Source organism: Pseudomonas sp. MONT-RG-20F-20-E-7-02 (genome assembly GCF_022662395.1).
Lineage (GTDB): Bacteria > Pseudomonadota > Gammaproteobacteria > Pseudomonadales > Pseudomonadaceae > Aquipseudomonas.
Genome location: NZ_JAKNQN010000012.1, coordinates 82966 through 108765 on the forward strand (window position 1 = coordinate 82966; position 25800 = coordinate 108765).

General features: G+C 61.8%; 26 protein-coding genes. 7 read left to right on the top strand and 19 right to left on the bottom strand.

Going from position 1 to position 25800, the window contains the following annotated elements:
• Positions 1 to 11: 11 nt before the first annotated feature.
• The 4 genes from pgsA to L8I05_RS26735 all read right to left on the bottom strand — a co-directional run bounded on the left by pgsA (position 12) and on the right by L8I05_RS26735 (position 3588).
• Positions 12 to 572 (bottom strand): CDP-diacylglycerol--glycerol-3-phosphate 3-phosphatidyltransferase, encoded by a 561-nt coding sequence (gene pgsA, locus L8I05_RS26720; protein ID WP_016968866.1) that lies wholly within the window; start codon positions 570 to 572, stop codon positions 12 to 14.
• Positions 573 to 604: 32 nt separating this feature from the next.
• A complete protein-coding gene (gene uvrC / locus L8I05_RS26725) occupies positions 605 to 2428 on the bottom strand; it encodes an excinuclease ABC subunit UvrC (protein WP_177017687.1) in 1824 nt (607 codons plus the stop codon).
• A 1-nt stretch (position 2429) separates the two neighbouring features.
• Positions 2430 to 3071 carry a UvrY/SirA/GacA family response regulator transcription factor gene (gene uvrY, locus L8I05_RS26730; RefSeq protein WP_003190387.1) on the bottom strand — a complete coding sequence of 214 codons (642 nt, stop codon included), beginning with the start codon at positions 3069 to 3071 and terminating at the stop codon, positions 2430 to 2432.
• Between the two features lie 151 nt (positions 3072 to 3222).
• Positions 3223 to 3588, bottom strand: coding sequence for a helix-turn-helix transcriptional regulator (locus L8I05_RS26735; RefSeq protein WP_242174842.1), 366 nt, complete (start codon positions 3586 to 3588; stop codon positions 3223 to 3225).
• A gap of 81 nt (positions 3589 to 3669) precedes the next feature.
• On the opposite strand from L8I05_RS26735, the gene L8I05_RS26740 reads away from it, so the two are divergent.
• A complete protein-coding gene (locus tag L8I05_RS26740; RefSeq protein ID WP_242174844.1) occupies positions 3670 to 3909 on the top strand; it encodes a DNA-binding protein in 240 nt (79 codons plus the stop codon).
• Between the two features lie 33 nt (positions 3910 to 3942).
• On the opposite strand, the gene L8I05_RS26745 is transcribed toward L8I05_RS26740, so the two are convergent.
• Both L8I05_RS26745 and L8I05_RS26750 read right to left on the bottom strand, forming a co-directional pair.
• Positions 3943 to 4392, bottom strand: a complete 450-nt coding sequence (locus L8I05_RS26745; protein WP_242174855.1) for a GNAT family N-acetyltransferase — start codon at positions 4390 to 4392, stop codon at positions 3943 to 3945.
• 17 nt (positions 4393 to 4409) lie between these two features.
• Entirely contained in the window at positions 4410 to 5156 is a 747-nt protein-coding gene (locus L8I05_RS26750; RefSeq protein ID WP_242174870.1) for a carbon-nitrogen hydrolase family protein, read from the bottom strand.
• A 613-nt stretch (positions 5157 to 5769) separates the two neighbouring features.
• On the opposite strand from L8I05_RS26750, the gene L8I05_RS26755 reads away from it, so the two are divergent.
• Entirely contained in the window at positions 5770 to 6849 is a 1080-nt protein-coding gene (locus L8I05_RS26755) for a 3-deoxy-7-phosphoheptulonate synthase (protein WP_242174873.1), read from the top strand.
• 62 nt (positions 6850 to 6911) lie between these two features.
• On the opposite strand, the gene L8I05_RS26760 is transcribed toward L8I05_RS26755, so the two are convergent.
• The 11 genes from L8I05_RS26760 to L8I05_RS26810 all read right to left on the bottom strand — a co-directional run bounded on the left by L8I05_RS26760 (position 6912) and on the right by L8I05_RS26810 (position 20084).
• Complete coding sequence (locus L8I05_RS26760) at positions 6912 to 7613, bottom strand: NAD(P)H-dependent oxidoreductase (protein ID WP_242174876.1); 702 nt, start codon at positions 7611 to 7613, stop codon at positions 6912 to 6914.
• A gap of 9 nt (positions 7614 to 7622) precedes the next feature.
• Positions 7623 to 9242 (bottom strand): ABC transporter ATP-binding protein, encoded by a 1620-nt coding sequence (locus tag L8I05_RS26765; protein WP_242174885.1) that lies wholly within the window; start codon positions 9240 to 9242, stop codon positions 7623 to 7625.
• A 2-nt stretch (positions 9243 to 9244) separates the two neighbouring features.
• Positions 9245 to 10072 (bottom strand): ABC transporter permease, encoded by an 828-nt coding sequence (locus L8I05_RS26770; RefSeq protein ID WP_197629322.1) that lies wholly within the window; start codon positions 10070 to 10072, stop codon positions 9245 to 9247.
• 3 nt (positions 10073 to 10075) lie between these two features.
• Positions 10076 to 11035, bottom strand: coding sequence for an ABC transporter permease (locus L8I05_RS26775; RefSeq protein WP_242174887.1), 960 nt, complete (start codon positions 11033 to 11035; stop codon positions 10076 to 10078).
• A gap of 142 nt (positions 11036 to 11177) precedes the next feature.
• Positions 11178 to 12764, bottom strand: a complete 1587-nt coding sequence (locus L8I05_RS26780; protein ID WP_242174889.1) for an ABC transporter substrate-binding protein — start codon at positions 12762 to 12764, stop codon at positions 11178 to 11180.
• Positions 12765 to 12783: 19 nt separating this feature from the next.
• Positions 12784 to 14391: a 5-guanidino-2-oxopentanoate decarboxylase gene (locus tag L8I05_RS26785; RefSeq protein ID WP_242174891.1), complete on the bottom strand. Its 1608-nt coding sequence runs from the start codon at positions 14389 to 14391 to the stop codon at positions 12784 to 12786.
• Positions 14381 to 16489 (bottom strand): acetate--CoA ligase family protein, encoded by a 2109-nt coding sequence (locus tag L8I05_RS26790; protein ID WP_242174893.1) that lies wholly within the window; start codon positions 16487 to 16489, stop codon positions 14381 to 14383. The genes L8I05_RS26785 and L8I05_RS26790 overlap by 11 nt, the downstream gene beginning before the upstream one ends.
• Positions 16490 to 16507: 18 nt before the next feature.
• Positions 16508 to 17668 carry an acyl-CoA dehydrogenase family protein gene (locus tag L8I05_RS26795; protein WP_242174895.1) on the bottom strand — a complete coding sequence of 387 codons (1161 nt, stop codon included), beginning with the start codon at positions 17666 to 17668 and terminating at the stop codon, positions 16508 to 16510.
• A gap of 27 nt (positions 17669 to 17695) precedes the next feature.
• The gene (locus L8I05_RS26800; RefSeq protein ID WP_242174899.1) at positions 17696 to 18487 is read right to left on the bottom strand and encodes an enoyl-CoA hydratase-related protein; all 792 of its coding nucleotides are present in this window, start codon (positions 18485 to 18487) and stop codon (positions 17696 to 17698) included.
• A 148-nt stretch (positions 18488 to 18635) separates the two neighbouring features.
• Entirely contained in the window at positions 18636 to 19274 is a 639-nt protein-coding gene (locus L8I05_RS26805) for a TetR family transcriptional regulator C-terminal domain-containing protein (protein ID WP_159955344.1), read from the bottom strand.
• Positions 19275 to 19313: 39 nt separating this feature from the next.
• On the bottom strand, positions 19314 to 20084 hold the full coding sequence (locus tag L8I05_RS26810) for a class II aldolase/adducin family protein (RefSeq protein ID WP_242174901.1): 771 nt from the start codon (positions 20082 to 20084) through the stop codon (positions 19314 to 19316).
• Between the two features lie 131 nt (positions 20085 to 20215).
• Here L8I05_RS26810 and L8I05_RS26815 point away from each other — a divergent pair, with 131 nt between their 5' ends.
• The 3 genes from L8I05_RS26815 (at position 20216) to L8I05_RS26825 (ending at position 23876) form a co-directional block, all read left to right on the top strand.
• Positions 20216 to 22171: an FAD-dependent oxidoreductase gene (locus tag L8I05_RS26815; protein ID WP_242174903.1), complete on the top strand. Its 1956-nt coding sequence runs from the start codon at positions 20216 to 20218 to the stop codon at positions 22169 to 22171.
• Complete coding sequence (locus tag L8I05_RS26820; protein WP_197629340.1) at positions 22159 to 22737, top strand: cupin domain-containing protein; 579 nt, start codon at positions 22159 to 22161, stop codon at positions 22735 to 22737. Before L8I05_RS26815 ends, L8I05_RS26820 begins: the two co-directional genes overlap by 13 nt.
• A gap of 311 nt (positions 22738 to 23048) precedes the next feature.
• Entirely contained in the window at positions 23049 to 23876 is an 828-nt protein-coding gene (locus tag L8I05_RS26825; RefSeq protein WP_242174905.1) for a hypothetical protein, read from the top strand.
• A 15-nt stretch (positions 23877 to 23891) separates the two neighbouring features.
• On the opposite strand, the gene L8I05_RS26830 is transcribed toward L8I05_RS26825, so the two are convergent.
• Entirely contained in the window at positions 23892 to 24086 is a 195-nt protein-coding gene (locus tag L8I05_RS26830; protein WP_242174907.1) for a hypothetical protein, read from the bottom strand.
• Between the two features lie 9 nt (positions 24087 to 24095).
• Between L8I05_RS26830 and L8I05_RS26835 the strand changes: the two genes are divergently transcribed.
• Positions 24096 to 24365 (top strand): hypothetical protein, encoded by a 270-nt coding sequence (locus L8I05_RS26835; protein WP_242174909.1) that lies wholly within the window; start codon positions 24096 to 24098, stop codon positions 24363 to 24365.
• A gap of 165 nt (positions 24366 to 24530) precedes the next feature.
• The gene (gene dkgB / locus L8I05_RS26840) at positions 24531 to 25349 is read left to right on the top strand and encodes a 2,5-didehydrogluconate reductase DkgB (protein WP_242174911.1); all 819 of its coding nucleotides are present in this window, start codon (positions 24531 to 24533) and stop codon (positions 25347 to 25349) included.
• On the opposite strand, the gene L8I05_RS26845 is transcribed toward dkgB, so the two are convergent.
• On the bottom strand, positions 25346 to 25768 hold the full coding sequence (locus tag L8I05_RS26845) for a chemotaxis protein CheY (RefSeq protein WP_197629371.1): 423 nt from the start codon (positions 25766 to 25768) through the stop codon (positions 25346 to 25348). The genes dkgB and L8I05_RS26845 overlap by 4 nt on opposite strands.
• Positions 25769 to 25800: the final 32 nt, after the last annotated feature.

The window sequence follows — 25800 nt, forward strand, 5'->3', positions numbered from 1 at the left end:
TCAAAAAAGTTTTATTTCTTTTCAACGGTGGTGCGCAGGTGAGGCCAGGCGGCGCGCAAATACTGGAGCATGGACCACAGGGTCAGGCCGGCGGCGATCAGCAGCAAGGCGTAGCCCAGCAGGACCCAGAAGGAGAAGTCCGACGGGTTGGCCAGGAGGATGACCAGCGCGAGCATTTGCGCGGCGGTTTTCCATTTGCCCATGTTGGAGACAGCCACGTGGGCGCGGGCGCCGATTTCGGCCATCCATTCGCGCAGGGCCGAAACGACGATCTCTCGGCCGATGATCACCGCGGCCGGCAGGGTCAGCCACAGGTTGCCGTGTTCCTGCACCAGCAGGACCAGGGCGACGGCCACCATGAGTTTGTCGGCCACCGGGTCCAGGAACGCACCAAAAGGCGTGCTTTGTTCCAGGCGGCGCGCCAGGTAGCCGTCGAGCCAGTCGGTGGCGGCCGCGAAGGCAAACACCGAACTTGAGGCCGCGTAGCTCCATTCGTAAGGCAAATAAAACAGCAAAATAAAAATCGGGATAAGCAGGACGCGTAGAACGGTGATCAGATTAGGGATATTCATCGGCACAACTGGCTACGAGGTGGAAAGGCATTCTATTCGCTGTGCAGATTCGCATAAATCAACTCAGCGAGCTTTTTACTGATACCGGGTGCTTTGGCTATTTCGTCAATGCTGGCACGGGATAGCTCTTGCAAGCCACCAAAATGTTTAAGCAGGTCGCGACGGCGTGTCGGTCCGACGCCTGCCACCCCTTCCAGGGTTGAGGTTCGCCGGGTTTTGCCACGGCGGGCACGGTGGCCGGTGATGGCAAAACGGTGGGCTTCGTCGCGGATCTGTTGAATCAGGTGCAGTGCGGGTGAGTCGCCCTTCAAAGTGAACTCATGGGCGGCATCATTCAAGTACAACGTCTCGAAACCGGCCTTGCGCGTGGCGCCCTTGGCCACGCCGAGCAGGATCAGGTCGGGCACCGCCAGCTCGTTGAGCACGTCGCGAGCCATGGACAGCTGGCCCTTGCCGCCATCTACCAGCAGGATATCGGGCAGCTTGCCCTCGCCGTCCTTCAACTTGCTGAAGCGCCGCGTAAGGGCCTGGTGCATGGCAGCGTAGTCATCGCCAGCGGTGACGCCTTCGATGTTGTAGCGCCGGTAGTCGGATTTGATCGGCCCTTCCGGCCCGAACACCACGCAGGACGCCACGGTGGCTTCGCCGCTGGAGTGGCTGATGTCGTAGCACTCAAGGCGCTGCGGCGGCTCGTCCAGGTTGAGCACTTCAGCCAGGGCGTCAAAGCGTGCGGCCACATGCTGCCGATTGGCCAGGCGCGCGCTCAAGGCCTGTTCGGCATTCGTCACCGCCAGCTGCTGCCAGCGCGCACGGGTGCCGCGTACGCGGTGGCTGATGTCCAGCTCGCGGCCGCGTAACTCGTGAATCGCTTCGATCAGTGTGGGAAAGTCTTCGTGCACCACGTTAACGATCAACTCCGACGGCAAATCGCGCTCGGGGCTGCTGACATAGTACTGGCCAAGGAAAGCGGCCATGACTTCGGCCACCTCCTCGTCGATCCCGGTCTGTGGGAAAAAGTTCTTGCTGCCCAGCACTCGCCCGCCGCGCACGCTGATCAGGTGCACACAGGCGCCGCCTGGGTTGACGAAGGCGGCGATCACATCGACATCGCCGGTGCCGCCCTCCATGCTTTGCTGGTCCTGGACGCGGCGCAGCAGGGAGATCTGGTCACGCAGCTCGGCGGCGCGCTCGAAATCCAGCGTACTGGCAGCCTGCTCCATAGCGCCGGAAAGCTCGTCGGTGAGTGCATTGCTGCGACCTTCGAGAAACATCACCGAATGGCGTACATCCTCGGCGTATTCCGCCGGCTCGACCAACCCCACGCACGGCGCCTTGCAACGTTTGATCTGGTATTGCAGGCAGGGCCGCGTGCGGTTCTTGTAGAAGCTGTCTTCGCACTGGCGCACAAAAAAGGTTTTTTGCAGCAGGCTTAAACTCTCGCGGATCGCGCCGGCGCTGGGGTACGGGCCGAAATACTTGCCCTTCTGCTTCTTCGCGCCTCGGTGAATACTCAGCCGTGGGAAGTTGCCGTCGGATAAAAACACGTAGGGGTAGGATTTATCGTCACGCAGCAGGATGTTGTAGGGCGGCCGCCATTCCTTGATCAGCGTCTGCTCAAGCAGCAGCGCTTCGGTTTCATTGGCGGTGATGGTGGTTTCGACTTGGGCGATACGCGCCACCAGGGCGGCGGTCTTGGGCGCCAGCCCGGTCTTGCGAAAGTAGCTCGCCAGGCGGTTCTTCAGGTTCTTGGCTTTGCCCACGTAAAGCAGGCGCGCCTCGCTGTCGAACATGCGGTACACGCCGGGGCGGCCACTGCAGGTTGAGAGAAAGGCACTTGGATCAAACGGTGTGGTCATGTCAGGCGCTGGCGTCCACCATGCCGTGGCGCACCGCGAGCAGGGTCAATTCAACATCACTGCTGATGGCGAGCTTCTCGAAAATGCGATAGCGGTAGGTGTTGACGGTCTTGGGCGACAGGCAGAGCTTGTCGGAGATCGTCTGCACCTTCTGGCAGCCGACGATCATCAAGGCAATCTGGATTTCCCGCTCCGACAGCGCATCAAACGGCGAGTCACTGGTGGGCTGGAACGACTTGATCGCCAACTGTTGGGCGATCTGCGGGCTGATATACCGCTGGCCGGCAAACACCAGGCGAATGGCTTGCACCATCTCCGCCAGGCCTGCGCCCTTGGTCAAGTAACCGGCCGCGCCCGCCTGTAGCAGCCGCGTCGGAAACGGGTCTTCCTCGCACACAGTGACGACCACGACTTTTATGTCCGGATGGCTGCGCAACAATTTGGTAGTGGCACCAAGACCGCCGATCCCAGGCATCTTGACGTCCATCAAAACCACATCGGGTTTCAACTCCCGGGCCTTGATCAGGGATTCCTCCCCCGATTCGGCCTGACCGACTACTTGCAGGCCATCGATGTCAGCCAGCATTCGTGTAATGCCTGTACGAACGAGATCGTGATCATCGACTACTAGCACCCTAATCAAGCAGACACCTCGCGATATGGTCTTATAGGTTGCTGAACACCTTAGCAAAAAACCAGGGCGCAGACCTAGCTGCAAGCGTCATATATATAGAGTTAACGCACACTATCGGCGTCCGCCTTGCGGCAGACAGCCGATTTTATTGAGTAAAAGGTCAGCTTTGCGCGGAAGATGGCTTGTGTTTTCCGCTCTGCGACACGGAGTGTTCGGCCAATGTGGAGGTGAGTCGACGGATAGCGTCCTGATCTTCCTTGAACATCGCCCGGTAGTTTTCCAGGATTTTCTCTTCCAACTGGCTCAGGTTTTCCAGTTGCAGAGGCGTCGGGCTTCCCGTCAGGACGTATAAAATATCCACACCGCGCTCTGCCACGCGTGACAGATAATCCGCCTTTGGCGCGCGGCCACCGCTCTCGTACTTGCCTTGGGCGTTTGCTTCAACGCCGCCGATTTCACCAAAAATTTTCTGCGACAGACCAAGACGTTCTCTTTCCTGCCTTAAACGCGAACCGATTCCACTCATTTGGATGTATGATCCTATTTTGCACACCCCAAGAGGTGACACACTCATCTCGTTTTAAACAAACTTGAACGGTTTTGAACTATGCCCGGTATTCGCACTGCTGCACAAGCCAAGGCTTGGTTGGAACATCAAGGCAAGTCAGTTCAAGCGTTTGCCCGGGAACACGGCGTTGATCCGGCCACGACGTATCAAGTGCTCGCTGGGCGTAAAAAGGGACGGCGCGGGGAAGCCCATAAGGTGGCGGTCCTGCTGGGCATGAAAGAAGGGATTATCGTGGATGAGCCTATTGCTCAGAACCTCGATGTAGAAGCTGTTTCCTGATCGCAGTATGCGCTTATTCGTACAGAGTGCCTGTTATTGGTCCGATGGATCTGCGTCACACACACGCTCCATGCACAAGAAGCAGTTCTCTTCCTGGACAATGCTGAGCCCATGCCTCAGGTAGAGGTTTCTGGCCGGGTTGATCTTGAACACGGTCAAGCGTAAAAACCCCAGCCCCTGCGCACGCGCCTTCAGCACCATCTGCTCCAACACCCAACTGCCGGCGCCTTGCCCGCGACGCGCTTCGATCAAGTGCAGTTCGCGAATAAACAGCGCATCGCCGTCGTAGCTCAGGCTGATAAAACCGATGACCTCATCGTCGCGGCAGATCATCCAGCTTTCTCGCCCCGCCCAGGCGGTATCAAAGCCGTCGTTGGACCATATGAACCCGTAGTGCTCGTAATAGCGATCCATCGACTGACGGGTAAGGACGCGTGCAAACGAACAGTCCCGGTCCGTCGCTGCGCGCAAGTGAAAGGTCATTGCCTGCTGCCTCCGATTCAGATTGCCACTTGCCGTCCAGTCCAGCGCCCGCCCTCACGCTGAGCGATGACCAGTGCGCCGCCAACACCCGGTGCCGCGCTGATCAAACCCTGCGCCCCCCAAATCGCGCTGCGCCCTGCACAGGTCCAGCCGCCCGATGGCCCACCGTGATTGGCCATCAGCACGAGCATTCCATGTTCAATGGCGTAGCCCTCGAGCAATGCGGCGTCAGTGGCGTAGCCACCCTCGCTGATCAGCACACCGGCGGCATAGACGTTAGCCCCCGACTCTGCCGCAGCCCGCGGATGACTGGCCTGGGAAAAGTCTGCGCATACCGCCAGAGCAATACGATCTTCACCCCACTCGAGTGCGGCGCCACCCTGCCCCGGGATAAATGCCACGTCTTCGCCGGGGTGCAGATGCTGCTTGGTATAGACCGCCAACGAGCCGTCCGCCCCCAACACCAGTGCGCCGATCAACACACCCGTTTCAGGTGCCAGGCGAATCGGCATCCCCACCACCGCCGTCAACCGCAGCGCTTGCGCCCTCTCGCGCAACGGCGTCAGCACGGCGTCATCCGGCGCTATCGCCAAACCGGCCGCCAACGCGGGTTCATACCCGGTTAACGACAGCTCCGGAAACACCAGCAACTGCACACCGTGTTCCGCCGCGGCCTGCATAAATGCCAGGTGCTGCTGGATATTGGCCGGCACGTCGCCTGCGCTGGAGAGGGTTTGAGCGGCAGCAAGGGTCAAGGCAGTCATGGTCGCGTCCAGGCAATCATTATCAAAGTGTTACCAGCATATCGGCACTCGCCCCATAGCCGTAAGTGGTTCATGCGATAGAAATTACTGATTGAATCCAACCGTGCGCCTCTAGTAAGCTCAGCCCATCATTTGGAGACACACCATGTTGCAACTCACCCACACTCAGGTTTGCCCTGCTGCCAGCGCCTCGCGCTCGGTGTCGGCTACCCGCGTGAACGGTTCGAGCGCACTGGTCAGCTTTTATTTTGGGTATTGGTTTAGCCACTGGCGCGCCTGATACCTGAAATCGGCGCCCACTACTCAAGGGGTCGCCTACCAGAGAAATCTAACCCCCGGTCGGCTCCCCGACCGGGGGTTTTGTTTTTTCAGGCCTCCATCAACTTTGAAGAACACTTAAAGGACACACGACATGAACTACGCCACCTATTACCGCTACGACACTTGCACTGCATGGCGATTTAGCAAGCTCCGTTCGGGACAGCCTGCCGCCTCCGATCGGTCACCTATCGGTGGCAAGCCAACACACGTAGCCACTACGGCCAATTGTCGAACACCCCACTAGGGCAGAGCGCGCGGGAAACGCCCGCCGCTTGCCCAGGAAGCCTTGAATATGAACTCCGCCACCGCCGCCTTGCCTGTTGCCAACCTTTCCAGCGCCAATGAAGCCCTGACCCAGCGCTTGCCCAGCTCCCTTGAGCTCAAGCATCAGTTGCCCCTCAGCCCGTTCCTCCACGAGCAGATCCACGCCCATCGCCAAGCCGTGCGCGCCATCCTCAACGGTGAAGATTCCCGTTTGCTGGTGATTGTCGGCCCGTGCTCGATCCACGACCCCGAATCGGCCATGGAATACGCGCGCAACCTGAAGAAGCTGGCGCTTGAAGTCAGCGACCAGATGCTGCTGGTGATCCGCGCCTACGTCGAAAAACCGCGCACCACCATCGGTTGGAAAGGCCTGGCCTACGACCCGCACCTGGACGGCAGCGATGACATGGCCGCAGGCCTCACCCTGTCCCGCGAGCTGATGCGCGAAATGCTGCGCCTGGGCTTGCCGGTCGCCACCGAGCTGCTGCAACCCATGGCCGCCGGCTACTTCGATGACCTGCTCAGCTGGGTCGCCATCGGCGCACGCACCACCGAATCGCAGATCCACCGCGAAATGGCCAGCGGCCTGGGCATGCCCGTCGGCTTCAAGAATGGCACCGACGGCGGCGTCGCGATTGCCTGTGACGCGATGCGCTCGGCGTCACACCCGCACCGCCACTTCGGCGTCGACAGCCAGGGCCACCCGGCGATCATCCAGACCCCGGGCAACCCCGATACCCACCTGGTGCTGCGCGGCGGTCACCGTGGGCCGAACTACGATGCGCAGAGCGTGGCGCAGGTGAAGCTGGACCTGGCCAAGTCCAAAGTGGCGGCGCGGATCATGGTTGATTGCAGCCACGCCAACAGCGGCAAAGACCCGCTGCGTCAACCGGCGGTGTTCAATGACGTACTGGAACAGCGCCTGCAGGGCGACACTTCGCTGGTCGGCATGATGATTGAAAGCCACTTGTTCGAAGGTTGCCAGCCATTGAGTGCGTCGATGAAATACGGCGTGTCGGTGACCGATGGTTGCCTGGGCTGGGACGGCACCGAACAGTTGTTGCGCAGTGCTGCGGAGCGGTTGCGGGAGCAACACAAAGCCAACTGACAGAAGAAGATCAAACCTTTGGGAGCTGGCAAGCCAGCTCCCACACTCGAACAGGGCTGGACTCAGGAAAGTGGGTATAGCGCCTCATCAAACTGTGCCAATTTCGGAAACACCAAGGGCTGCTCCTCCACCAGCCCTTGCAACCGCCGCGCATACCCCAACAGAAATTCCCGCCGCGCCTCATCACTGATATACGGCACATGCCACGCCACAAACGGCGCCAATACTTCATAGCCGACATACGCCAACGTACCGCGCAGAATCGGTCGCAACATGTCCTCCAACGGCCCATGAATCGCACCCTCGCCGAACATATGCTCACGCCCGCCCAGGGTCACCGTGACCAGTGCACGCTTGCCCGCCAAGCCGCCCTGATCGTAGAAACGCTTGCCGCCGTAACACACGCCCGACACCAGCACCCGGTCGATCCAGCCCTTGAGCATGGCCGGCGCCGAGAACCAGAAAATCGGGAAGTTGAGAATCAGCAAATCGGCCCACAACAGCTTGTCCAACTCGGCCTGGATATCCGCCGCGATCGACTGCTTTTTCACACCCAGGCGCTGCTCCAGGGCATACACCAGATACTCGGGGTTCTCCCGCGTGGAAAAATCCCCCGCCGACGCCACCGGGTTCCACTGCATGGCGTACAAGTCACTCACCTGCACCTGGTGCCCCTGGGCCTGCAACGTGGTGACCGCCTGATCGCGCAGGGCGGCGGTAAAGGACTGTGGCTCAGGGTGCGCGTGAACAATCAAAACCTTCATGTGAATTCCTCAAACGGTGGGCGCCGCCCGCTGGGCCAGCAAATGATTGAGCCAGTCCGGGTCCATTTCCGGTTCCGATGAAAACAGCAGGCCGGTGTAGTCCTGGTACGGCGGGGTAAAAATCGCGCTGCGGCGGCCTTGGTCGACCACCCTGCCCCGCTGCATCACCACCACCTCATCGGCAATCGCGCGCACGGTGGCGACGTCGTGGGTGATAAACAGGTAGGCCACGCCCAGTTGCTGCTGGATACGGTTGAGCAACTTCAGCACACCCTCGGCCACCAGTTGATCGAGGGCCGAGGTGACTTCATCGCAGATGATCAGTTGCGGGTCGGCCGCCAAGGCACGGGCGATGCAGATGCGCTGCTTCTGCCCGCCGGACAGCTCGCGCGGTTGGCGCTCCATGAACATTGCCGGGTCCAGCTCGATCATCTCCAGCAATTCGGCCACCCGCGCGCGCATCGCCTTGCCCTTGAGGCCCAGGTAAAACGTCAGCGGCCGGCCGATGATGTCGACGATACGCTGGCGCGGGTTCAGCGCCGTGTCGGGGATCTGGTAGATCATCTGGATACGCCGCAACTGCTCCTTGCTGCGCCGCCGGAAGTCCACCGGCAACGCCTCGCCGTCATACAACACCTGCCCCGCGGTGGCCGGCAACAACCCCGTAATCAAGCGCGCAGTGGAGCTTTTGCCGCTGCCGGACTCACCGATCACCGCCAGGGTCTGGCCGCGATGCAGCTGCATCGACACCTCATGCAGCACCGGTTGATGCCCGTAACGGGCACACACCTGGCGCACCTCCAGCAGCGGCACGGCCTGAGTCGGGCACGCCTTGGGCTCGGTGCGGAAACTGCGCACCGCCCACAGCGACTTGGTGTAGTCCTGCTGCGGCTGGCTGAGCATGCTGCGAGTGTCAGCTTCTTCCACCAGTTTGCCGTGGCGCAGCACCATGATGCGGTCGGCCATCTGCGCCACCACCGCCAAATCATGGCTGATGTACAGCGCGGCGCTGCCGAAGGTTTTCACCGCATCGCGTATCGCCGCCAGCACTTCGATCTGGGTGGTGACGTCGAGGGCGGTAGTGGGTTCGTCAAAGATAATCAGGTCCGGGTGGCAGGCCATGGCCATCGCCGTCATCACCCGCTGTAATTGCCCGCCCGAGACTTGATGCGGGTAGCGTTGACCAATGGTTTCGGGGCTGGGCAGGCGCAGTACGCGGTACAACTCCACCGCTTCGCGCTCGGCCTGGGCGCGGCTGATACCGCCGTTGATCACCGCCGTTTCTACATGCTGGTCGATCAGTCGGTGCGCCGGGTTGAACGATGCCGCCGCGCTTTGCGCCACATACGCAATGCGCAGGCCGCGCAATTTGCGCAAGGCCTCAGGCTTGGCCTGCAGCAACTGAATGCCGTCAAAACACACCGAGCCGCCGACAATGCGGCAACCGTCGCGCGCATAACCCATCGCTGCCAGGCCGAGGGTGGACTTGCCCGCGCCCGACTCGCCGATCAGTCCCAGTACCTCGCCGCGCTGCAAGGTCAGATCGATACCGTTGATCAGCGGGTGCCAAGCGTCTTCGTAATGCCCTTCGACCTGCAGGTTGCGAATTTCCAGCAATGGCGTGTCCATCCTCAACACTCCTTCAGGCCGCTGGATTTATGCAGCATCCAGTCGACGACAAAATTCACGCTGACGGTAATCAACGCCACGGCCAGGGCCGGCAGCAACGGGCTGATATCGCCGAAGGTGATCAACACCGCGTTGTCGCGCACCATGCTGCCCCAGTCGGCGGTGGGCGGTTGAATGCCCAGGCCTAAAAACGACAACGCGCTGATAAACAGGAACACAAAGCAGAAGCGCAGGCCGAACTCGGCAATCAACGGCGCAGCGGCGTTGGGCAGCACTTCGCGGGTGACCAGCCACCACAGGCCTTCGCCACGCAGGCGTGCGGCTTCGACGAAGTCTTGCACCACCACGGTCATCGCCACCGCACGAGACAAGCGAAACACCCGCGTCGAATCCAGCAGCGCAATCACCAGTACCAACGAGGTGGCGTTGGTGCCCACCACGCTGAGGATCAGCAAGGCAAAGATCAGCTGCGGGATCGCCATCAGAATATCCACCACCCGCGACAAGCCCTGGTCGACCCAGCCGCCCTTGATCGCCGCGACCAGGCCGCTCAAACCACCGAGCACAAACGCCAGCGTGGTCGTCAGGAAGGCGATGCCCAAGGTATTGCGCGCGCCGTAGACGAGGCGGCTGAACATGTCGCGCCCCAGGTTATCGGTGCCCAGCAGGAACTGGCCACTCCAGGGCGCGAAGCCCTCGCCCACCACCTGGGTTTCTCCATAGGGCGCCAGCAGCGGCGCAAACAGCGCCACCGCGATGTACAAAACAATGATCAGCAAGCCGAATTTGGCGCTCAACGGCGCCCTGGCCAGGTGGCTCAACAGGCTCATGGTCTACCCCTTCGGATGCATCAAGCGTGGGTTGCTGGCGATGGACAGCACGTCCGCCCCGGTATTGAGCAGGATGTAGGTGGCGGCAAAGATCAGGCTGCACGCCTGCACCACCGGGATATCGCGCTTGGCCACCGAGTCCACCAACAACTGGCCCAACCCCGGGTAGACAAACACCACCTCGACCACCACCACGCCCACCACCAGGTACGCCAGGTTCAGCGCGACCACATTGACGATGGGCGCCAGCGCGTTGGGCAACGCGTGCCGCCAGATAATCCGCGATTGGCTGATGCCCTTGAGCCGGGCCATTTCGATGTAGGGGCTGGCCAGCAAATTGATCAGAGAGGCGCGGGTCATGCGCATCATCTGCGCGATCACCACCAGGCTCAGCGTCGCCACCGGCAATACCGAGCGTTCCAGGATGGTGCCGAACGACGCATCCGGCGCCAGGTTGGACAGGCTGGGAAACCAACCGAGTTTTACCGAGAACACCAGGATCAGCAGGTAGGCGACAAAGAACTCCGGGAACGATACGGCGCTCAAGGCCGTGGTGTTGAGCAGGCGATCGAACCAGCTGTTGCGGTACAGCGCCGCTAGCATGCCCAGCACCAGCGCGGTGGGCACCGAGACCACCGCCGCCAGGGCGGCCAGGCTCAGCGTATTGCCCAGGCGCGCACCGATCAGCTCGGCGATGGGTCGCTGGTTGGCCAGTGAAGCACCGAGGTCGCCGTGCAGCAGGCGCAGCAGCCATTGCGCAAAGCGCGTGAACGGCGGCAAGTCCAGACCCAGCTGCGCGCGAAACGCCGCCACGGTTTCCGGCGTGGCGGACTGGCCGAGCATGGCCTGGGCGATGTCGCCGGGCAGCATGCCCACGGCGAGGAAGATGATGACCGAGACGGCGAACAGCGACAGCAGGCCGAGGGCGAGGCGTTGGAGGATTAGTTTGAGCAGGCTATTCATGGACGATTCTCATCGAGACAGCACTTATCTGCTGTGGGAGCTGGCTTGCCTGCGATGGCGCCCTGGTGGGCTGCGGTGAATGGACGGGCCTCATCGCAGGCAAGCCAGCTCCCACATTGGATCTTCATTGGCAGGGAGGGCTCTAGGCCAGCCACCAGCGCTCAATCAACCGCAACCCATCCAGCTCACCATAAGGCGCGGTCAGCGGCCCATGGCTGACGCGGTTCGAACGCGCCGCCACGGAGCTGGCGAACAGCGGCACAATTGCGCCGCCATCGTCACGGCACAGGGCCTGCATTTCGTTGTACATCTCCTGGCGCAACGGCGCGTTCATCTCGCCACGGGCGGCGGTGAGCAGTTGGTTGAAGCGCGCGTTGTCCCAGTGGGTTTCGTTCCAGGCCGCGCCTTTGGCGTAGCCGATGCTGAACATGCGGTCGGCGGTCAGGCTGCTGTACCAGAATGAGGTGGTAAACGGCTGCTTCATCCACACGTTGGAGAAGTAGCCGTCGGCCGGTTCGCGCACCACGTCGATATCGATACCGGCCTGGCGCGCCTGTTCCTTGAACAGCACCGAGGCGTCCACCGCGCCGGTGTAGGCGGCGTCAGAGGCTTGCAGGCGTACCTTGAGCGAGTCCACACCAGCCTTGCGCAGGTAGAAACGCGACTTGTCCGGGTCATACGCGCGCTGCTCCAGCGCCGCGTTGATAAAGCGACTGCCCGGCTGGATCGGATGATCGTTGCCGACCAGGCCATAGCCATGCAGCACCGAAGCCAACAAGGTCTCGCGATTGATCGCGTGTTTCATCGCCATGCGAATGTCGTTGTTCTTGAATTCATTGCTGTCGCACAGCATCGGGAAGGTGTAGTGCTGGGCGCCCTTGGTTTCTTCAATCACCAAGCCTGGGTTGCGTTTGAGCAGGGCCACGGTTTTCAGATCAACCTTGTTGATCACATCCACCTGCCCGGTGACCAGCGCATTGACCCGTGCGGCGCCGTCGGCGATGGCCAGCAGCTCGGCACTGGCGAAGTGCGCGCGGCCGGGTTTCCAGTAATCGGGGTTGCGTTCCAGGTCCATGCGCACGCCGGGCTCAAAACTTTTCAGGCGGTAGCCGCTGGTGCCCACGCCGGCCTGCCAATCGGCGGCGCCGTCTTTGGAGGGCATGATCACCAAGTGGTAATCGGCGACCACATAGGCAAAATCCGCATTGCCCGAATGCAGCTCGAACACCACCGCGTCACTGCCCTTGGCGCTGACGCTGGCGACATCACCGAGCACGGTCTTGGCCGCCGAGGTGGAGTCCTTGCTCAAGTGATGGTTGATCGATACCACCACGTCGTCGGCGGTCAGGCTTTTGCCGTTGTGGAAGGTCACCCCCTGGCGCAAGTGGAAGGTCCACACGCGCGCATCCGGGGTGGATTCAAAGCGCTCGGCCAGTTCGGGGATCGCAGTGCCGTCGACGGCGATCTCAGTCAGCGTGTTGTACACCGCCGAAAAGCCGACGAAGGTAAATGTGTCGACCCACGAGCCAGGGTCGCGCGAATCGGTGGTGCTGCCGCCGGCCAGGCCCAGGCGCAATACACCGCCCGGCTTGGGCGCCGCGTCTTCGGCGAAGGCGTGGAATGGCAGGCCCATGGAAAACGCTGCGGCCACCGCGCCCGCGACGGCGCTGTGTTTGAGGAAATCCCGTCGGTGCATCGCTTGAGTCATTTTGTTGTTGTTTTCGCTCATGGTCTTGCTCCTCTAAAGGTCAACAGACATAGGCATGTTTCAACTCGATCAAGGTCACGCCATTGCGTTGGAAGCCGTTGCGCAAGTCCGTTTGCAATTCATCCAGGTTTTTTGGCTGGTTCACGGTGCATCCGAACGCCTTGGCGAAGAGCGCGAAATCCGGGTTGCGCGGCAGCACGCCGATGGGCTCGATGTCCAGGCCCAGCATGTCGTCGCGGATCTGGCCGAGGGCGTCGTTGTTCCACAGCAGCACCACCAGCGGGCTGTCCAACTCTTCAACAGCGGTGGCCAACTCCTGGGCGGTGTAGAGGAAACCACCATCGCCCACCAGCACCAGGCCCGGCCGCAACGGCGCGCCGAACTTGGCGCCGATACCGGCGGGCAAGCCATAGCCCAAAGTGCCGTAGCCGGTGGGGTGCAGCCAGCTACGCGGGGCGCGGCTGCGGTAGGCATAGTTGCCGGTGTAGGCCAGCTGGGTCATGTCACTGCTGATACAGGCGTTGGCGGGCAGTTCCGCCTCGATGCGGTCGAGAATGGCTTGGTGGATCGACTGCAGCGGGCCGTGCCCCAGCTCAACGGCCTGGAGCAATGTGGTGACTCTTTTGATTGCCGCTTCAGCCTCTCGCGGCGCCGTCGGCAAGCGTTCCAGCAACGCCAGCACGGTCCTGTTGGCATCGCCGTGCAGCGCCACGGTGCACGGGTAAAAATCGTTGAATTTGCGTGGGTCGATATCCACGCGCAGCAGCTCAGCGGTGATGGGCAAGCGCTCGCGCCAGTAATCGGTGTCGGCCATTTCCGTGCCAACCGCCAGCAACACATCGGCTTCGCTGATCAACTGCCAGCCGGGTTCGACGCACAGGGTTGAACCGGCATTCAGCGGGTCATTGACCGGCAATAAACCCTTGCCCGCCACGCTGGTGAAAAATGGCGCCGCCAATTGCGTGCTCAAGCGCTGCAAGGCCTCCCCCGCCGCCAGCGCACCACCGCCGGCAATGATCATCGGGCGCTTGGCCGAGGCGAGTTTGGCCGCGGCCTGATCCAGCACCTCGGCCGCTGGCAAGCCACGCCCCGCACCGCGTACCACCTCATTGCTCCAGTCCCTTTCAATCGGTGCCGCCAACACATCCAGCGGCACGGAAATATGCACCGGCCGTGGCCGCTCGCTGTCGAACACCGCGTAGGCACGGGCGACCAGCTCGGGCAAATCCTCGGCGCTCAAGGCCACTGCCGAAAACGCGGTGATGGGCGCCGTGATCGAGCGCTGGTCCTGCGTCTCATGCAGGATGCCCCAGCCCATTCCGAGGCTGGCAAGGTGATTGACGCTGGAGATCACCAGCATCGGGATCGAGTCGGCATACGCCTGGCCGATGGCGGTGGCGACATTGGTCACGCCGGGGCCGGTGATCACAAAGCACACGCCCGGTTTGCCGCTGACCCGCGCATAACCGTCGGCCATAAACCCGGCGCCCTGTTCGTGGCGCGTGAGCACATGGCGAATGCCGCTGCCGGGCAAGCCGCGATACAGCTCCAGGGTGTGCACGCCGGGAATGCCGAACACCGTGTCGACGCCATAGTTGGCCAGCAGCCGCACCAACGCCTGGCCGCCGGTCATTGTTTTATCGTGCATGGCCATCTCCTAGGCGAATCAATGCATCAACCGCCGTGGCGCTGCGGGCATTGACCAATAGTGGGTTCACATCCAGTTCCAGCAACTGCTCGGCATGGGCGCAGGCGTAGTCGGCCACGGCGCGGATCGCCGCGACCAGCGCGTCCATGTCCGCCACTTCACGCCCGCGAAAACCTTGCAACAAGGCGGCGCTGCGCAGGCTGAGCAAGGCGTTGCGAATCGCATCGTCGGTGGTCGGCAGCAGCAGGCTGCGACTGTCCTTGAGCAATTCCACGAGGATGCCGCCGGCGCCGATCACCAAGGCCAGGCCAAAGTCGTTTTCACGCTTGATGCCCACGATCAGCTCGGCCAAGGGTGGCGCAGCCATGGTTTCCAGCAGTAATTGATCGAAGACTACATTCGGCGCGTACACCGCGATTTGCCGGCGCATATGCTCAAGCGCGGCAGTCAGGGCGAAGCCATCCTGCAGGTTCAAGGCCACGGCACCGGCTTCGGTTTTATGCGGTAAATCGGCACTGACGGCCTTGAGCACCAACGGGTAGCCCAGCAGCTTTGCGTCGGCAATCGCCCGCCCCGGCGTGCTCAACACCGCGGCTGGCGTATTCAGGCCATAGGCACGCAAGGCTTGTTTGGACGCCCACTCATCCAGGGCCTGGCCGTGGCCGTCGAGGGCTTGCGGGCACAGCGGTTCGAGGATCGATTCACCGCGTTCGAGCAACACGCGACGCTGGTTTGTGTAGTCGGCAATCCGCCCCCACGCCGCGAGCGCATCTTCCACGCCTTGCAAGGCGGCGATGCCATGCGCATGCATCCGCTCACGGGCGTGCGGCGGTAACAGCTCAGGGAACGCCGAGGTGACGAAGCCGGTCTTGCCATGGCGGCTGAGCGCCGCGCAGAACAGCTCCAGCAGCAAGTCACATTCCTTGCGTTCGCCGGTAAATTCAGCCGGGTAATCCAGCACCAGCATGGCTGCATCGGCCTGGGTGCGCAGGGCCGTGTCGAGCATGCGGTTGAGCGCTTCGCGGTCGCCCCAGATGGCTGTGGTGAAATCCAGCGGGTTGACCAGGTTGGCGTAGCCGGGCAGCACCTGCGCCAGCTCAGCGCGCTGGTCTTCATCCAGTTTCGGCAGGGCCAGTTGGTTGCGCTCGGCGTAGTCGGCAATCAGCCCTGCATCACCGCCCGAGCAGGCCAGGGCGATCAGGCTTTTACCCGCAGGCAGATTACCGCAGGCCGCAGCTTTCAAGGTTTCGACGAAACTCACCGGGCCGCTGACGCGGATCACCCCCAAGCGTGCAAACAAGCTGTCGTAGAGCGCATCCGAGCCTGAGAGCGAGCTGGTGTGACTCAGCGCCAGCTCGGCACCGATCTGCGACACGCCGGTTTTCAGCGCGATGATCGGGATGCCTTTTTCCAGGGCTTTGTGCGCCGCGCGGGCAAAGCCCGGCACATTCTTCAGGCCCTCCAAGTGCAGGCCGATGGCGGTAACGCACGGTTCATCGAGCAACACGTCCATCAATTCGGCAACGCCCAGTTGCGCCTGGTTGCCCACCGACGCCATGTAGGCGACCGGCAACGAGCGGTCGCTCATCGACAGGTTATAGGCGAAATTGCCGCTCTGGGTCAGCACCGCCACGCCCTTCTCCACCGCCTTGCCGCCATGGGCCACCGGCCACAGCGCCGCGCTGTGCAGATAGTCCAGCAGGCCATAGCAATTGGGGCCGAGTAACGCCATGTCGCCGGCCGCCGTCAGCAATTGCTGTTGCAACGCCACACCGGCCGCACCGGTTTCGGCAAACCCCGAGGCGTAGCAAATCGCGCCGCCGGTGCCGATGGCGGCCAGTTCGGCCACGCAGGTGAGTGTCAATTCACGGTTGGTGGCAATAAACACCGCGTCCGGGCCGCACGGCAGATCGGCGATGCGGCGTACACACGGGACGCCGTCGAGGCTGTCATGTTGCGGGTTGACCAGCCACATCTGCCCGGCAAAGCCGCCGTCGGCGCAGCGCTTGAGCGCGCGGGCCATGCTGCGCCCGCCGACGAATGCCAGATGCCGGGGCGCCAGCAGGCGCTTGAGGTTGTCGCGAATAGCCTGGGACATAAGCGTTCTCCGCGCCGATCAGCGCAACAGCGGCCGCAACAGTTCACGGGCGATGATATGGCGCTGGATTTCCGAGGTGCCTTCCCAGATCCGCTCGATCCGTGCGTTGCGCCAGATGCGCTCCACCGGGCCTTCGTCCATCAAGCCCATGCCGCCGAAAATCTGCACGGCTTCATCGGCAACTTTGCCCAGGGTTTCGCTGGCAAACAGCTTGGCCATGCCGGCCTCGCCGTCGGTCATGCTGCCCTGGTCCATCTGCCAGGCAGTGTGCAGGGTCAGCAGCTCGGCGGCGCGAATCTGCGTGGCCATGTCGGCCAGCTTGAAACTCACGCCCTGGTAGGTGCCGATAGGCTGGCCGAACTGCTTGCGGTCGGCCGCCCATTGCAGCGACACACCCAGCGCGCGCTGGGCCTGGCCGACGCAGTTGGCGGCGACCATCACACGCCCGGCGGTGAGCCAGGCATTGGCGACGTCCCAGCCTTTGCCCACTTCGCCGAGCACCTTGGACGCGGGCACGCGGCAGTCGTCGAAGAACATTTCATAGGTGTGATAGCCGCGGTTGCTCACGCATTTGGGACCACGGCGGATAGTCATGCCAGGCGTGCCGCGATCGACCAGGAATGAGGTCACCGCGTTGCGCTGGCGCCCGTTGTGTTCGTAGGTGTCGGTGACGGCAAACACGATGGCGAAATCGGCGTGCCCCGCATGGCTGATAAAGTGCTTGCTGCCGTTGATCACAAAGTCGTCGCCGTCGCGCACGGCGCGGGTCTTGATCGCATTGGCGTCGGAGCCGGCGCCGGGTTCGGTCAGGGCAAAGCAGTCGATTTTCCGGCCCTGCACGCACGGCAACAAATAGTCCTCGATTTGCGCGCCGGTGCAGGCCATGAGGATTTTCGACGGCCGTGCAACGAACACATGCAGCGCCCACGAGACCTTCGACAGCTCGCGCTCGATCAGCGCCTGGGACAGGTAATCCAGGCCGCCACCGCCCACCTCTTCCGGCATGTTGAAGGCATAGAAACCGGCAGTGATAGCCTTGTCGCGGATCTGCGCGGCAAGCTCGGGCGAGACCTCGTCGGCACGGTCTACCGCCTCCTCGTGGGGCAGTAATTCCTTGGCGACAAAACTGCGTACCGCGTCCACCAACATGTCTTGTTCTTGGCTGAGTTGGAAATTCATGGCGCTACCTGCTCGGGGGTGTTGTTGTTATTGGCCGCAGAAATTCGGTGAGCGCTTTTGCATGGACGCGCGCAAGGCTTCGGCGCCGTCGACACTGCGCCCACACAGCAGGCCAGCCGCCAGTTCGGCCTGCAGTTGCTCGGGCAGGCTGCGGGCGGCGCCTTCGCGGATCAGGGTTTTGGTCTGGGCAAAGGCGAAGGTCGGCCCGTTGGCCAGGCGCGTGGCCAGTGCCGTGGTGTGGGCGTGCAGTTGCTCATCGGCGACCACTTCGCCCACCAGGCCGGCGGCCAGTGCGCGGTCGGCACTCCACAGCTCATCCAGAAACAACAGGCGCTTGGCCTGTTCGCTGCCGATCAGGCGCGGCAAGTGCCAGCTGGCGCCAGCGTCCGGCGAGTAGGCCATGCTGGTGTAGCCGGCCTTGAAGCGCGCCGACTGGGCGGCAATGCGCAGGTCGCAGCACAGCGTCAGGTCCATGCCGGCGCCGACGGCAGTGCCGTTGATGGCGGCAACCGTGGGTTTGTCGAGGGTGTGCAGGCGGGTCATCAGGGCGTGGGCGGTTTCGGTCCAGCCATAGGTTTCGAGGGCGCCACGCGATTCGGCTTCGGCCCACTCAGCCAGGTCGGCGCCGGCGCAGAAGCTGCGACCGCTGCCGGTCAACACCACGACGCGCACGGCCGGGTCGCGGTTGAAAGCGTCGAGCAAGGCATGCAGGTGCTTGAGGGTCGGAATATCCAGTGCATTGCGCTGCGGGCCACGGTTGAGGGTGATCCAGGCAACGCCTGCTTGCACATCGGTGAGCACGGGCGAATCGATAGTCATGGCTTCCTCGAATTATTTTAATTGGCTTGAGGGGTGCGACATGGCGAGATACTAAACGAGTGTTCAGCAAGGAGGCAATCGGCAAACTGCAAATATTTTCGGAAGGGAAATAGCGGCCTGAACCTTGCGTTCAGGCGGCAAGAAAGGCTCAGGGTTTGAGTAGATAACGCTGGCGACCGCCGCTCTGCAGGCCGTCGACCCAGGCTTCGCAGATCTGAATGCCCTGCTCCGGCGTGAAGGTGCCAGGGTTAAGCCCCGACTCCAGCCACAGCCCGTCAAGCAAGGCGCTCAAGCCGATGGCGGCGAGGTCGGCGTCGAACCGCTCCCAGCCCTCTTCCCTGGCCATATCGCTCAGGGCGGAGCGCATGATGGTGCGGTACTCACCGTAGGAATGTTCGTGGGCCTGGTTGATCGCAGGCGCGGTTTTCACCGCGCCCCAGAATACCAGCCACGCATCGAGCAGTTGCGGGTCGAGCAACTCAGCGGAAAACGAACCCCGGAACAACGCCGACAGCCGCTCCCGAGGCTCTGGTGGCGCCTCGGCCATGGTCTCGCGCAGCAGGCTCATGACCTGGGCGGTGATCGTGCGATAAGCCTCGGCCACCAGTTCATCCTTGCCCGAATAGTGGTGGCTGATCAGCCCGACCGACACCCCGGCCTCGGCGCTGATCTTGCGAATCGAAGCGCCCTGGAAACCATCGCGCTTGAGGCACGTGAGCGTGGCCTGCACCAGGTTGGCCTTGCGCAATTGCGGCTCCATGCGGGAGAAGCGGGATTCCTGGGTCATGGGGCGGTGTCCTCGTTGAGTCGGCCGCACGACTCTACATCAGTCGCGGTAACCGGGCGACACCCGATCCAGCATCCGCAGCAACGCCGCCCACGCCAACTGCATGGCGTCCGGGTCAGCCAGCTCGCCCTGCTCCAGCGTTCGGCCTGGGTTGTTGAATTGCTGTTCGGTGTAGGCGCAGACCTCGGCCGGCGGCAAGATCAATGGGCCGCAGGCTTGGGCCGCGATCTGGATATCGCAGGCTTTCTCCAGGTAGTACATGCGCAGGAACGCCTGGCTGACCGTCTCGCCCAGCGTCAGCAGACCGTGGTTGCGCAGCATCAGCACCGGCTTGTCGCCCAGGTCATGCACCAGGCGGCGTTGCTCAGCCATATCCAGGGCGACGCCTTCGTAGTCGTGGTACGCGACGTTGCCGTAGAACTCCATCGAGATCTGGTTGACCGGCAACAACCCGCACTCCAGCGCCGCCACCGCACAGCCCGCGCGGGTGTGGGTATGCAGCACGCACTGGGCATCTTCGCGCGCAGCATGGATCGCACTGTGGATGACAAACCCGGCCGGGTTGACGGCGTAAGGCGAAGGCTCCACCGCGCGGCCATCCAGGCCGATCTTGACCAGGCTGGAGGCGGTGATTTCATCGAACATCAACCCGTAGGGGTTGATCAGGAAGTGGTGCTCAGGCCCGGGAATACGCACCGAAATATGCGTGAAGATCAGGTCGCTCATGCGGTAGTGCGCGATCAGGCGGTAGCACGCGGCAAGCTCTTCGCGCAGGTGTTTTTCCTGGGCGGGTTCGGCGGAGTAAGTCATTTTTATTCTCCAAGCGCGGGGTGGTTGAGGGCGACGCTAATCCAGTCACCAGTAAAAAAACAAGTTGATTTTTTACTGGCGCTCACCTCCTATAGAACAATAACAATAACGGCGCCTGGAGTATCCGCACCATGTCGCACGCAGCCTTTCCCCACCTGTTCGAGCCGTTGCAACTGCGCGGCAAACGCCTGAAAAACCGCATCATGTCCAGCGGGCATGACACCTCGATGCCCACCGACAATCACGTTAACGCACAGTTGATCGCCTACCACCGTGCGCGGGCCGAAGGCGGTGTGGGGCTGATTGTGTTGCAGGTGGCCGGGGTGCATGACAGTGCGCGCTACACCTCGCATGTGCTGATGGCCACCGACGATGCCTGCATCGATGGCTATCGCGAATTGGCCGAGGTCTGCCATGCGCACGGCACCGTGGTGCTGTCGCAGATCTTTCATCCGGGGCGGGAAATCATGGAGTCGGCAGACGGCTTGCTGGCGGTCGCGTACTCGGCGTCGGGGGTGCCCAACGAGCGCTTTCGGGTGATGCCACGGGCGCTGGAACAGGCGATGATCGATGAGATCGTCGCCGGTTACGCGCAGGCGGCCAGGCGCTTGTATCAAGCAGGAATTGACGGGGTGGAAGTGGTCGCCAGCCATGGGTATTTGCCGGCGCAGTTTCTCAACCCACGGGTTAATCGGCGCACCGATGGGTACAACGGTTCGCTTGAGCAACGGCTGAGGTTTTTGCGCGAAATTATGGCTGCGGTGCGGGTGGCGACCGACGAGCATTTCATCATCGGCCTGCGCATTTCTGCCGATGAGCGTGACAGTGAAGGGCTCACCGAGAGCGAATCCCTGGAGGCGGTGCAAAGCCTGCAAACGCAGCTGGATTTTGTACACATCGTCGCCGGCACCTCGGCCTCTCTGGGTGGCGCGATCCATATCGTGCCGCCCATGGCCATCGCGGCGGCGTACCTTGCGGATGAGGCGGCGACGTTCAAGGCCAGCCTGTCGGTTCCGCTATTTGTCACCGGGCGAATAAACCAGCCGCAGGAGGCCGAGTTGATCCTGGCCCGTGGCCAGGCCGATGTATGCGGCATGACCCGCGCTCTGATTTGCGACCCGCTGATGCCGGCCAAAACCCTGGCTGGCCGCGCCGACGACGTGCGCGCGTGCATCGCCTGCAATCAGGCGTGTATCGGCCATTTTCACAAGGGCTTGCCGATTTCCTGTATCCAGCATCCCGAGACCGGGCGCGAATTGGTATTCGGTAATCTGCAACCGGCGTTAACGCGCCGGCGCATCATGGTGGTGGGCGGCGGGCCTGCCGGCATGAAGGCGGCAGCCGTGGCTGCGCAACGGGGGCACGACGTGACGCTGTACGAGGCCAGCGCACAATTGGGTGGGCAGGTGCTGTTGGCGCAATTGCTGCCACGGCGCAGCGAGTTCGGCGGCGCCAGCACCAACCTGCAACGGGAGATGGCGCTGGCGGGTGTGCGCGTGGTGCGCAACACCCGCGTCGACCGGGCGCTGGTGGAGCAAGAGCAACCCGATCACGTGATCATCGCCACGGGCGCCGAACCCTATTGGCCAGCCTTCGAGCAAGGCGGTGAGTTGCAGGTGGTGGACGCCTGGCAAGTGTTGCGCGGTGAGGTCACGCTGGGTCGCTCGGTGGTGGTAGCCGACTGGCGTTGCGACTGGATCGGCCCGGGCATTGCCGAGCGCCTGATGCGCGCCGGCCATCAGGTGCAACTGGCGGTGAATGGCACCCATTGTGGGGAGAACCTGCCGTTGTACGTACGCGACCAACTGGCTGGAGAGCTGCACCGCCTGGCGATTGCGATCATCCCTTACGCCCGCCTTTACGGCTGCGACGACAGCACCGTTTACCTGCAACACACCGCCAGCGGCGAGCCGATGCTGCTGGAGAATATCGACAGCCTGGTGTTGTGCCAGGGCCACCAGCCGGTGGACACTCTGGGCGCGGAGCTGGCGGGGTGGGTGCCGTTTGATCGCATCGGCGACTGCCTGGCACCGCGCACCGCCGAAGAGGCGATTTACGAAGGACTCAAAGTGGCATGGAACCTGTGACCGACGCACCGCAGCAACTGTTTCTCGGCACGCGCATTCGCGGCCTGCGCAAGGCGCTCGGGCTGACACTTACCGAGCTGGCGCAGGCAAGTGAGTTGACCGCCGGCTACCTCAGCCAGTTGGAACGCAACCTGGCGTATCCGTCGATTCCGGCGCTGTTCAATATTGCCCGCAGCCTGGGGGTGACCATCCAGTGGTTTTTCGCCAGTGAAACCATTCCCGCCGAAGCGGATGAAGGTTATGTGGTGCGTCAGGGCAACCGGCAAAGCATCCGCTATGAAGATGGCATCGTCGACCAATTGCTCACGCCGTTGCCCAACCATCAACTGGAAATGCTGCAGTCGAGCTTTCCGCCAGGCACCTACAGCCAGCAGAGCTACAGCCATGAAGGCGAGGAAGCGGGCTACGTGTTGAGCGGGCAGTTTGAGTTGTGGGTGGGTGATCGGCATTTTCTGCTGGATGCGGGCGACAGCTTCAGCTTCGCCAGCAGCGAGCCGCATCGGTATGGCAACCCAGGCAAGGTGCAGACGGTGGTGATCTGGGTGATTACGCCGCCGACGTTTTAGGCCGCCGGAGTAAATGGAGACGTTTCCTACAGGAACCGACGACGGTGGCACGGCATGCCATCAATGGTCGTGAGGCCAGATCGCTTGCTATAAAACTGGCTACTTCTTTGCGAGGTTGTCGCCATGAACTTATTGCATTTTCTGTTTGGAAAACCGACTCCGGATGATTGGGATCGAGTCAAAGCCGTCAAATCCTATAAAAGCTGGAAGATCCATGATTGTGGCATTGGCGTCGACGCTGCCGAGGTTGCGCAATCGCAGAATTACAAGGACGCGATACGTCAGGTCCGGCAAATGGAGGTCGACGACATATGGGCCTGCTGATAATTGTACCGTTGCTTGTCAGTGGCTACATGGTCTGCATCAGACACCCTTTTTTCTACCATCGTCTGCACCGTTTTCAAGGGCAACTGCTCTACCTGCAAGTTGCAAGGCTGGGCTTGGTTTGCCTGATCATCGCTACGATCCTGAGTGCCATTATTCTTGCGTTGTCGAAGCAGAAGGTCGAAGTCGCGGGGTATGCGATTGCAACAGACTACAGCAGCTATCTAGGTGCCTTGTTGGTACAGCTCGACATTGCCAATGAGAAAAACTGCGCACTGTGGGTATTTCTACTTCAGATAGGGCTTACCGCCATGGCAATTCCTTTGGGCTGGGCAAAACTCTATGTGCGCCTGCAAAAGAAAGTGCTGAAACTGGAAACGGACGAACAACTCCATTACTTGCTGTCGCTGGGTGTTCTGGATGGCAATGCTTTCAGGCGCTTACTGAGAGAGTCCATTGAGCAGCGGGCACCTTGCATGTTCAGCTTGAGCGATCGCAAAGTGTACGTCGGCATTGTGGTGTTCGTCGGCGAACCCACTGAGTCCGAGGGCATGGATCACGCCTTCACCCTGCTTCCTATTCTCAGCGGCTATCGGGACAAGGACACACTGGAGGTCACGTTCAATACCCACTACACAAACACGAACCAGCCCCTGCCCATCATGCTGGTCCAGGAAAACGTCGTCTCTGCCACTCGCTTCGACTTCACGACCTGGAACACTTTCCAATCGCGCAAAAACCGCAAGACGCGACAGGGCCAGTTTTACCAACACCGCCCTGCTCGCCCCGTAACAGCCTCACGCGCCTGCGCATGAGGTGGCGTAACACCGTCAGTCAAACTTCCAGTTCAACCCAACACGCAACATCTGCCCATCGTTTTTGAACTTGGAGTCATAGCCAGTACCCGCCCCGCCGCTGCCCGGAATCACCGCCACGTTCAGCTTGTCCTGGCCCAGGTCGTAGTACAGGTACTCGGTCTTGAACGACAGGTTTTTGGTGATTGACTGCTCGATACCTGCACCCACAGTGTCGACGTGATCAACGACGGCGCCGACCCGGATGCCACCTGGTCGGACCCGGACATGCAAGCCGCCAGCAGGCTGCACAACGCCATCGATCAAGTGAACCAGTGCGTCTATCAGCAGAATGTCGCCCGCCATATGAGCGAAGGCAGCTGCATGGGCACGACGCTCACCGGCCTATGGCGCCCACAGCTCGATGGGGCCGCTGCCGGTGTTCCACGTCGGCGACAATACGCCGGGCGCGACAACGTGACGGTGCTGCTCGCCTGGTTCGACCGCTGAACGCCTTCACGGCCACTTGAAGACCTCGTCCACCGGCACGCGTTTTTTGCAGCGGGCGACACTCGTGACTTCTGGTAAAGAGTCCTTTTCGGATTCGACGGTTTTTCCGAAGGAACGACGGGCAGATACTCGACTCCATTGTTTATCCCCTCTCAGGAGTTACTGATGTCTATCCCTACCCCAAACGTCCCCGCCTTCGGCCTTGGCACTTTCCGCCTGCAAGGCCAGGTGGTGATCGACTCCGTGAGCACCGGCCTGGAACTGGGTTACCGCGTCATCGACACCGCGCAGATCTATGAGAACGAAGCCGATGTCGGCCAAGCCATTGCCAACAGCGGTGTACCGCGTGACGAACTGTTTGTTACCAGCAAGATCTGGATCGCCAACTTCGCCGAAGGCCAGTTGATCCCCAGCCTTAAAGAGAGCCTGCGCAAGCTCAAGACCGACTATCTGGACCTGACCCTGATCCACTGGCCATCGCCGGAAGACCAGGTGCACGTGGCCGAATTCATGGGCCAATTGCTGGAAGCCAAACGCCTGGGCCTGACCCGTCAGATCGGTATTTCCAACTTCACCATTGAGCTGATGAAGCAGGCGATTGCGGCGGTTGGCGCCGAGAACATCGCCACCAACCAGGTCGAACTGCACCCCTACCTGCAAAACCAGAAAGTGGTGGATTTCGCTACCGCCAAGGGTATCCAGATCACCTCCTACATGACCCTGGCGTATGGCGAAGTGCTCAAAGACCCGGTGATTCAGCAAATCGCCGAACGCCACCAAGCCACCCCGGCACAAGTCACGCTGGCATGGGCGATGCAACTGGGCTACGCGGTGATCCCATCGTCGACCAAACGCGCCAACCTGGAGAGCAACCTGAAGGCCCTGCAACTCACCTTGAGCTCTGCCGACATGGCGCAGATTGCCGGCCTGGAACGTGGCCATCGCCTGACCAGCCCCAAAGGCATCGCACCGAAGTGGGACTAAACCCCGGTGGCAGGCCGGCCGGATAACTCCCGCAGCCACGGCAACACCCGCAGGCCGCGCGAGGCTTGCGGTGGGTCGATGATGTCCATGAAATGTTCGAGGTTGACGGTGTCCGGCGCGCCAGGCAACCGCACCCGCACCGTCGGCGTCGCGCCGGCAGGTGCACTCAGGTCCTGATGGTCGTAGACCAGCACATGCCGCACCTGAGGCTGTGGCCCACTTGCATGGGCCGCCAGCCCGCCATTGATGATCAGCACATCAAAGGGCTCAGCGGGGATGGCGGTGAGGATCTGGACTTCGTCGAAGGTTTGCACCGGGACAATCCGGTAGTACCCCAACTGGTTGAGCATTTTTTCGATGTACAGACGTTGCAGATGCTGTTCATCGGCAATCAGGATGGTCAGTGCTTTGTTCGGCATGGCAAACCCCGGGCAGGCTGTGCTCGTCAGTG

Bases quoted from the DNA above. Each gene is read 5' to 3' on its own strand.
- L8I05_RS26775 (WP_242174887.1), bottom strand. From the start codon at position 11,035: ATGAATAGCCTGCTCAAACTAATCCTCCAACGCCTCGCCCTCGGCCTG.
- L8I05_RS26770 (WP_197629322.1), bottom strand. From the start codon at position 10,072: ATGAGCCTGTTGAGCCACCTGGCCAGGGCGCCGTTGAGCGCCAAATTC.
- pgsA (WP_016968866.1), bottom strand. From the start codon at position 572: ATGAATATCCCTAATCTGATCACCGTTCTACGCGTCCTGCTTATCCCG.
- L8I05_RS26805 (WP_159955344.1), bottom strand. From the start codon at position 19,274: ATGACCCAGGAATCCCGCTTCTCCCGCATGGAGCCGCAATTGCGCAAG.
- L8I05_RS26820 (WP_197629340.1), top strand. From the start codon at position 22,159: ATGGAACCTGTGACCGACGCACCGCAGCAACTGTTTCTCGGCACGCGC.
- L8I05_RS26785 (WP_242174891.1), bottom strand. From the start codon at position 14,391: ATGCACGATAAAACAATGACCGGCGGCCAGGCGTTGGTGCGGCTGCTG.
- L8I05_RS26760 (WP_242174876.1), bottom strand. From the start codon at position 7,613: ATGAAGGTTTTGATTGTTCACGCGCACCCTGAGCCACAGTCCTTTACC.
- L8I05_RS26845 (WP_197629371.1), bottom strand. From the start codon at position 25,768: ATGCCGAACAAAGCACTGACCATCCTGATTGCCGATGAACAGCATCTG.
- L8I05_RS26750 (WP_242174870.1), bottom strand. From the start codon at position 5,156: ATGACTGCCTTGACCCTTGCTGCCGCTCAAACCCTCTCCAGCGCAGGC.
- L8I05_RS26735 (WP_242174842.1), bottom strand. From the start codon at position 3,588: ATGAGTGGAATCGGTTCGCGTTTAAGGCAGGAAAGAGAACGTCTTGGT.
- uvrC (WP_177017687.1), bottom strand. From the start codon at position 2,428: ATGACCACACCGTTTGATCCAAGTGCCTTTCTCTCAACCTGCAGTGGC.
- L8I05_RS26765 (WP_242174885.1), bottom strand. From the start codon at position 9,242: ATGGACACGCCATTGCTGGAAATTCGCAACCTGCAGGTCGAAGGGCAT.
- dkgB (WP_242174911.1), top strand. From the start codon at position 24,531: ATGTCTATCCCTACCCCAAACGTCCCCGCCTTCGGCCTTGGCACTTTC.
- L8I05_RS26795 (WP_242174895.1), bottom strand. From the start codon at position 17,668: ATGAATTTCCAACTCAGCCAAGAACAAGACATGTTGGTGGACGCGGTA.
- L8I05_RS26815 (WP_242174903.1), top strand. From the start codon at position 20,216: ATGTCGCACGCAGCCTTTCCCCACCTGTTCGAGCCGTTGCAACTGCGC.
- L8I05_RS26745 (WP_242174855.1), bottom strand. From the start codon at position 4,392: ATGACCTTTCACTTGCGCGCAGCGACGGACCGGGACTGTTCGTTTGCA.
- L8I05_RS26755 (WP_242174873.1), top strand. From the start codon at position 5,770: ATGAACTCCGCCACCGCCGCCTTGCCTGTTGCCAACCTTTCCAGCGCC.
- L8I05_RS26825 (WP_242174905.1), top strand. From the start codon at position 23,049: ATGGGCCTGCTGATAATTGTACCGTTGCTTGTCAGTGGCTACATGGTC.
- L8I05_RS26740 (WP_242174844.1), top strand. From the start codon at position 3,670: ATGCCCGGTATTCGCACTGCTGCACAAGCCAAGGCTTGGTTGGAACAT.
- L8I05_RS26800 (WP_242174899.1), bottom strand. From the start codon at position 18,487: ATGACTATCGATTCGCCCGTGCTCACCGATGTGCAAGCAGGCGTTGCC.
- L8I05_RS26780 (WP_242174889.1), bottom strand. From the start codon at position 12,764: ATGAGCGAAAACAACAACAAAATGACTCAAGCGATGCACCGACGGGAT.
- L8I05_RS26790 (WP_242174893.1), bottom strand. From the start codon at position 16,489: ATGTCCCAGGCTATTCGCGACAACCTCAAGCGCCTGCTGGCGCCCCGG.
- L8I05_RS26810 (WP_242174901.1), bottom strand. From the start codon at position 20,084: ATGACTTACTCCGCCGAACCCGCCCAGGAAAAACACCTGCGCGAAGAG.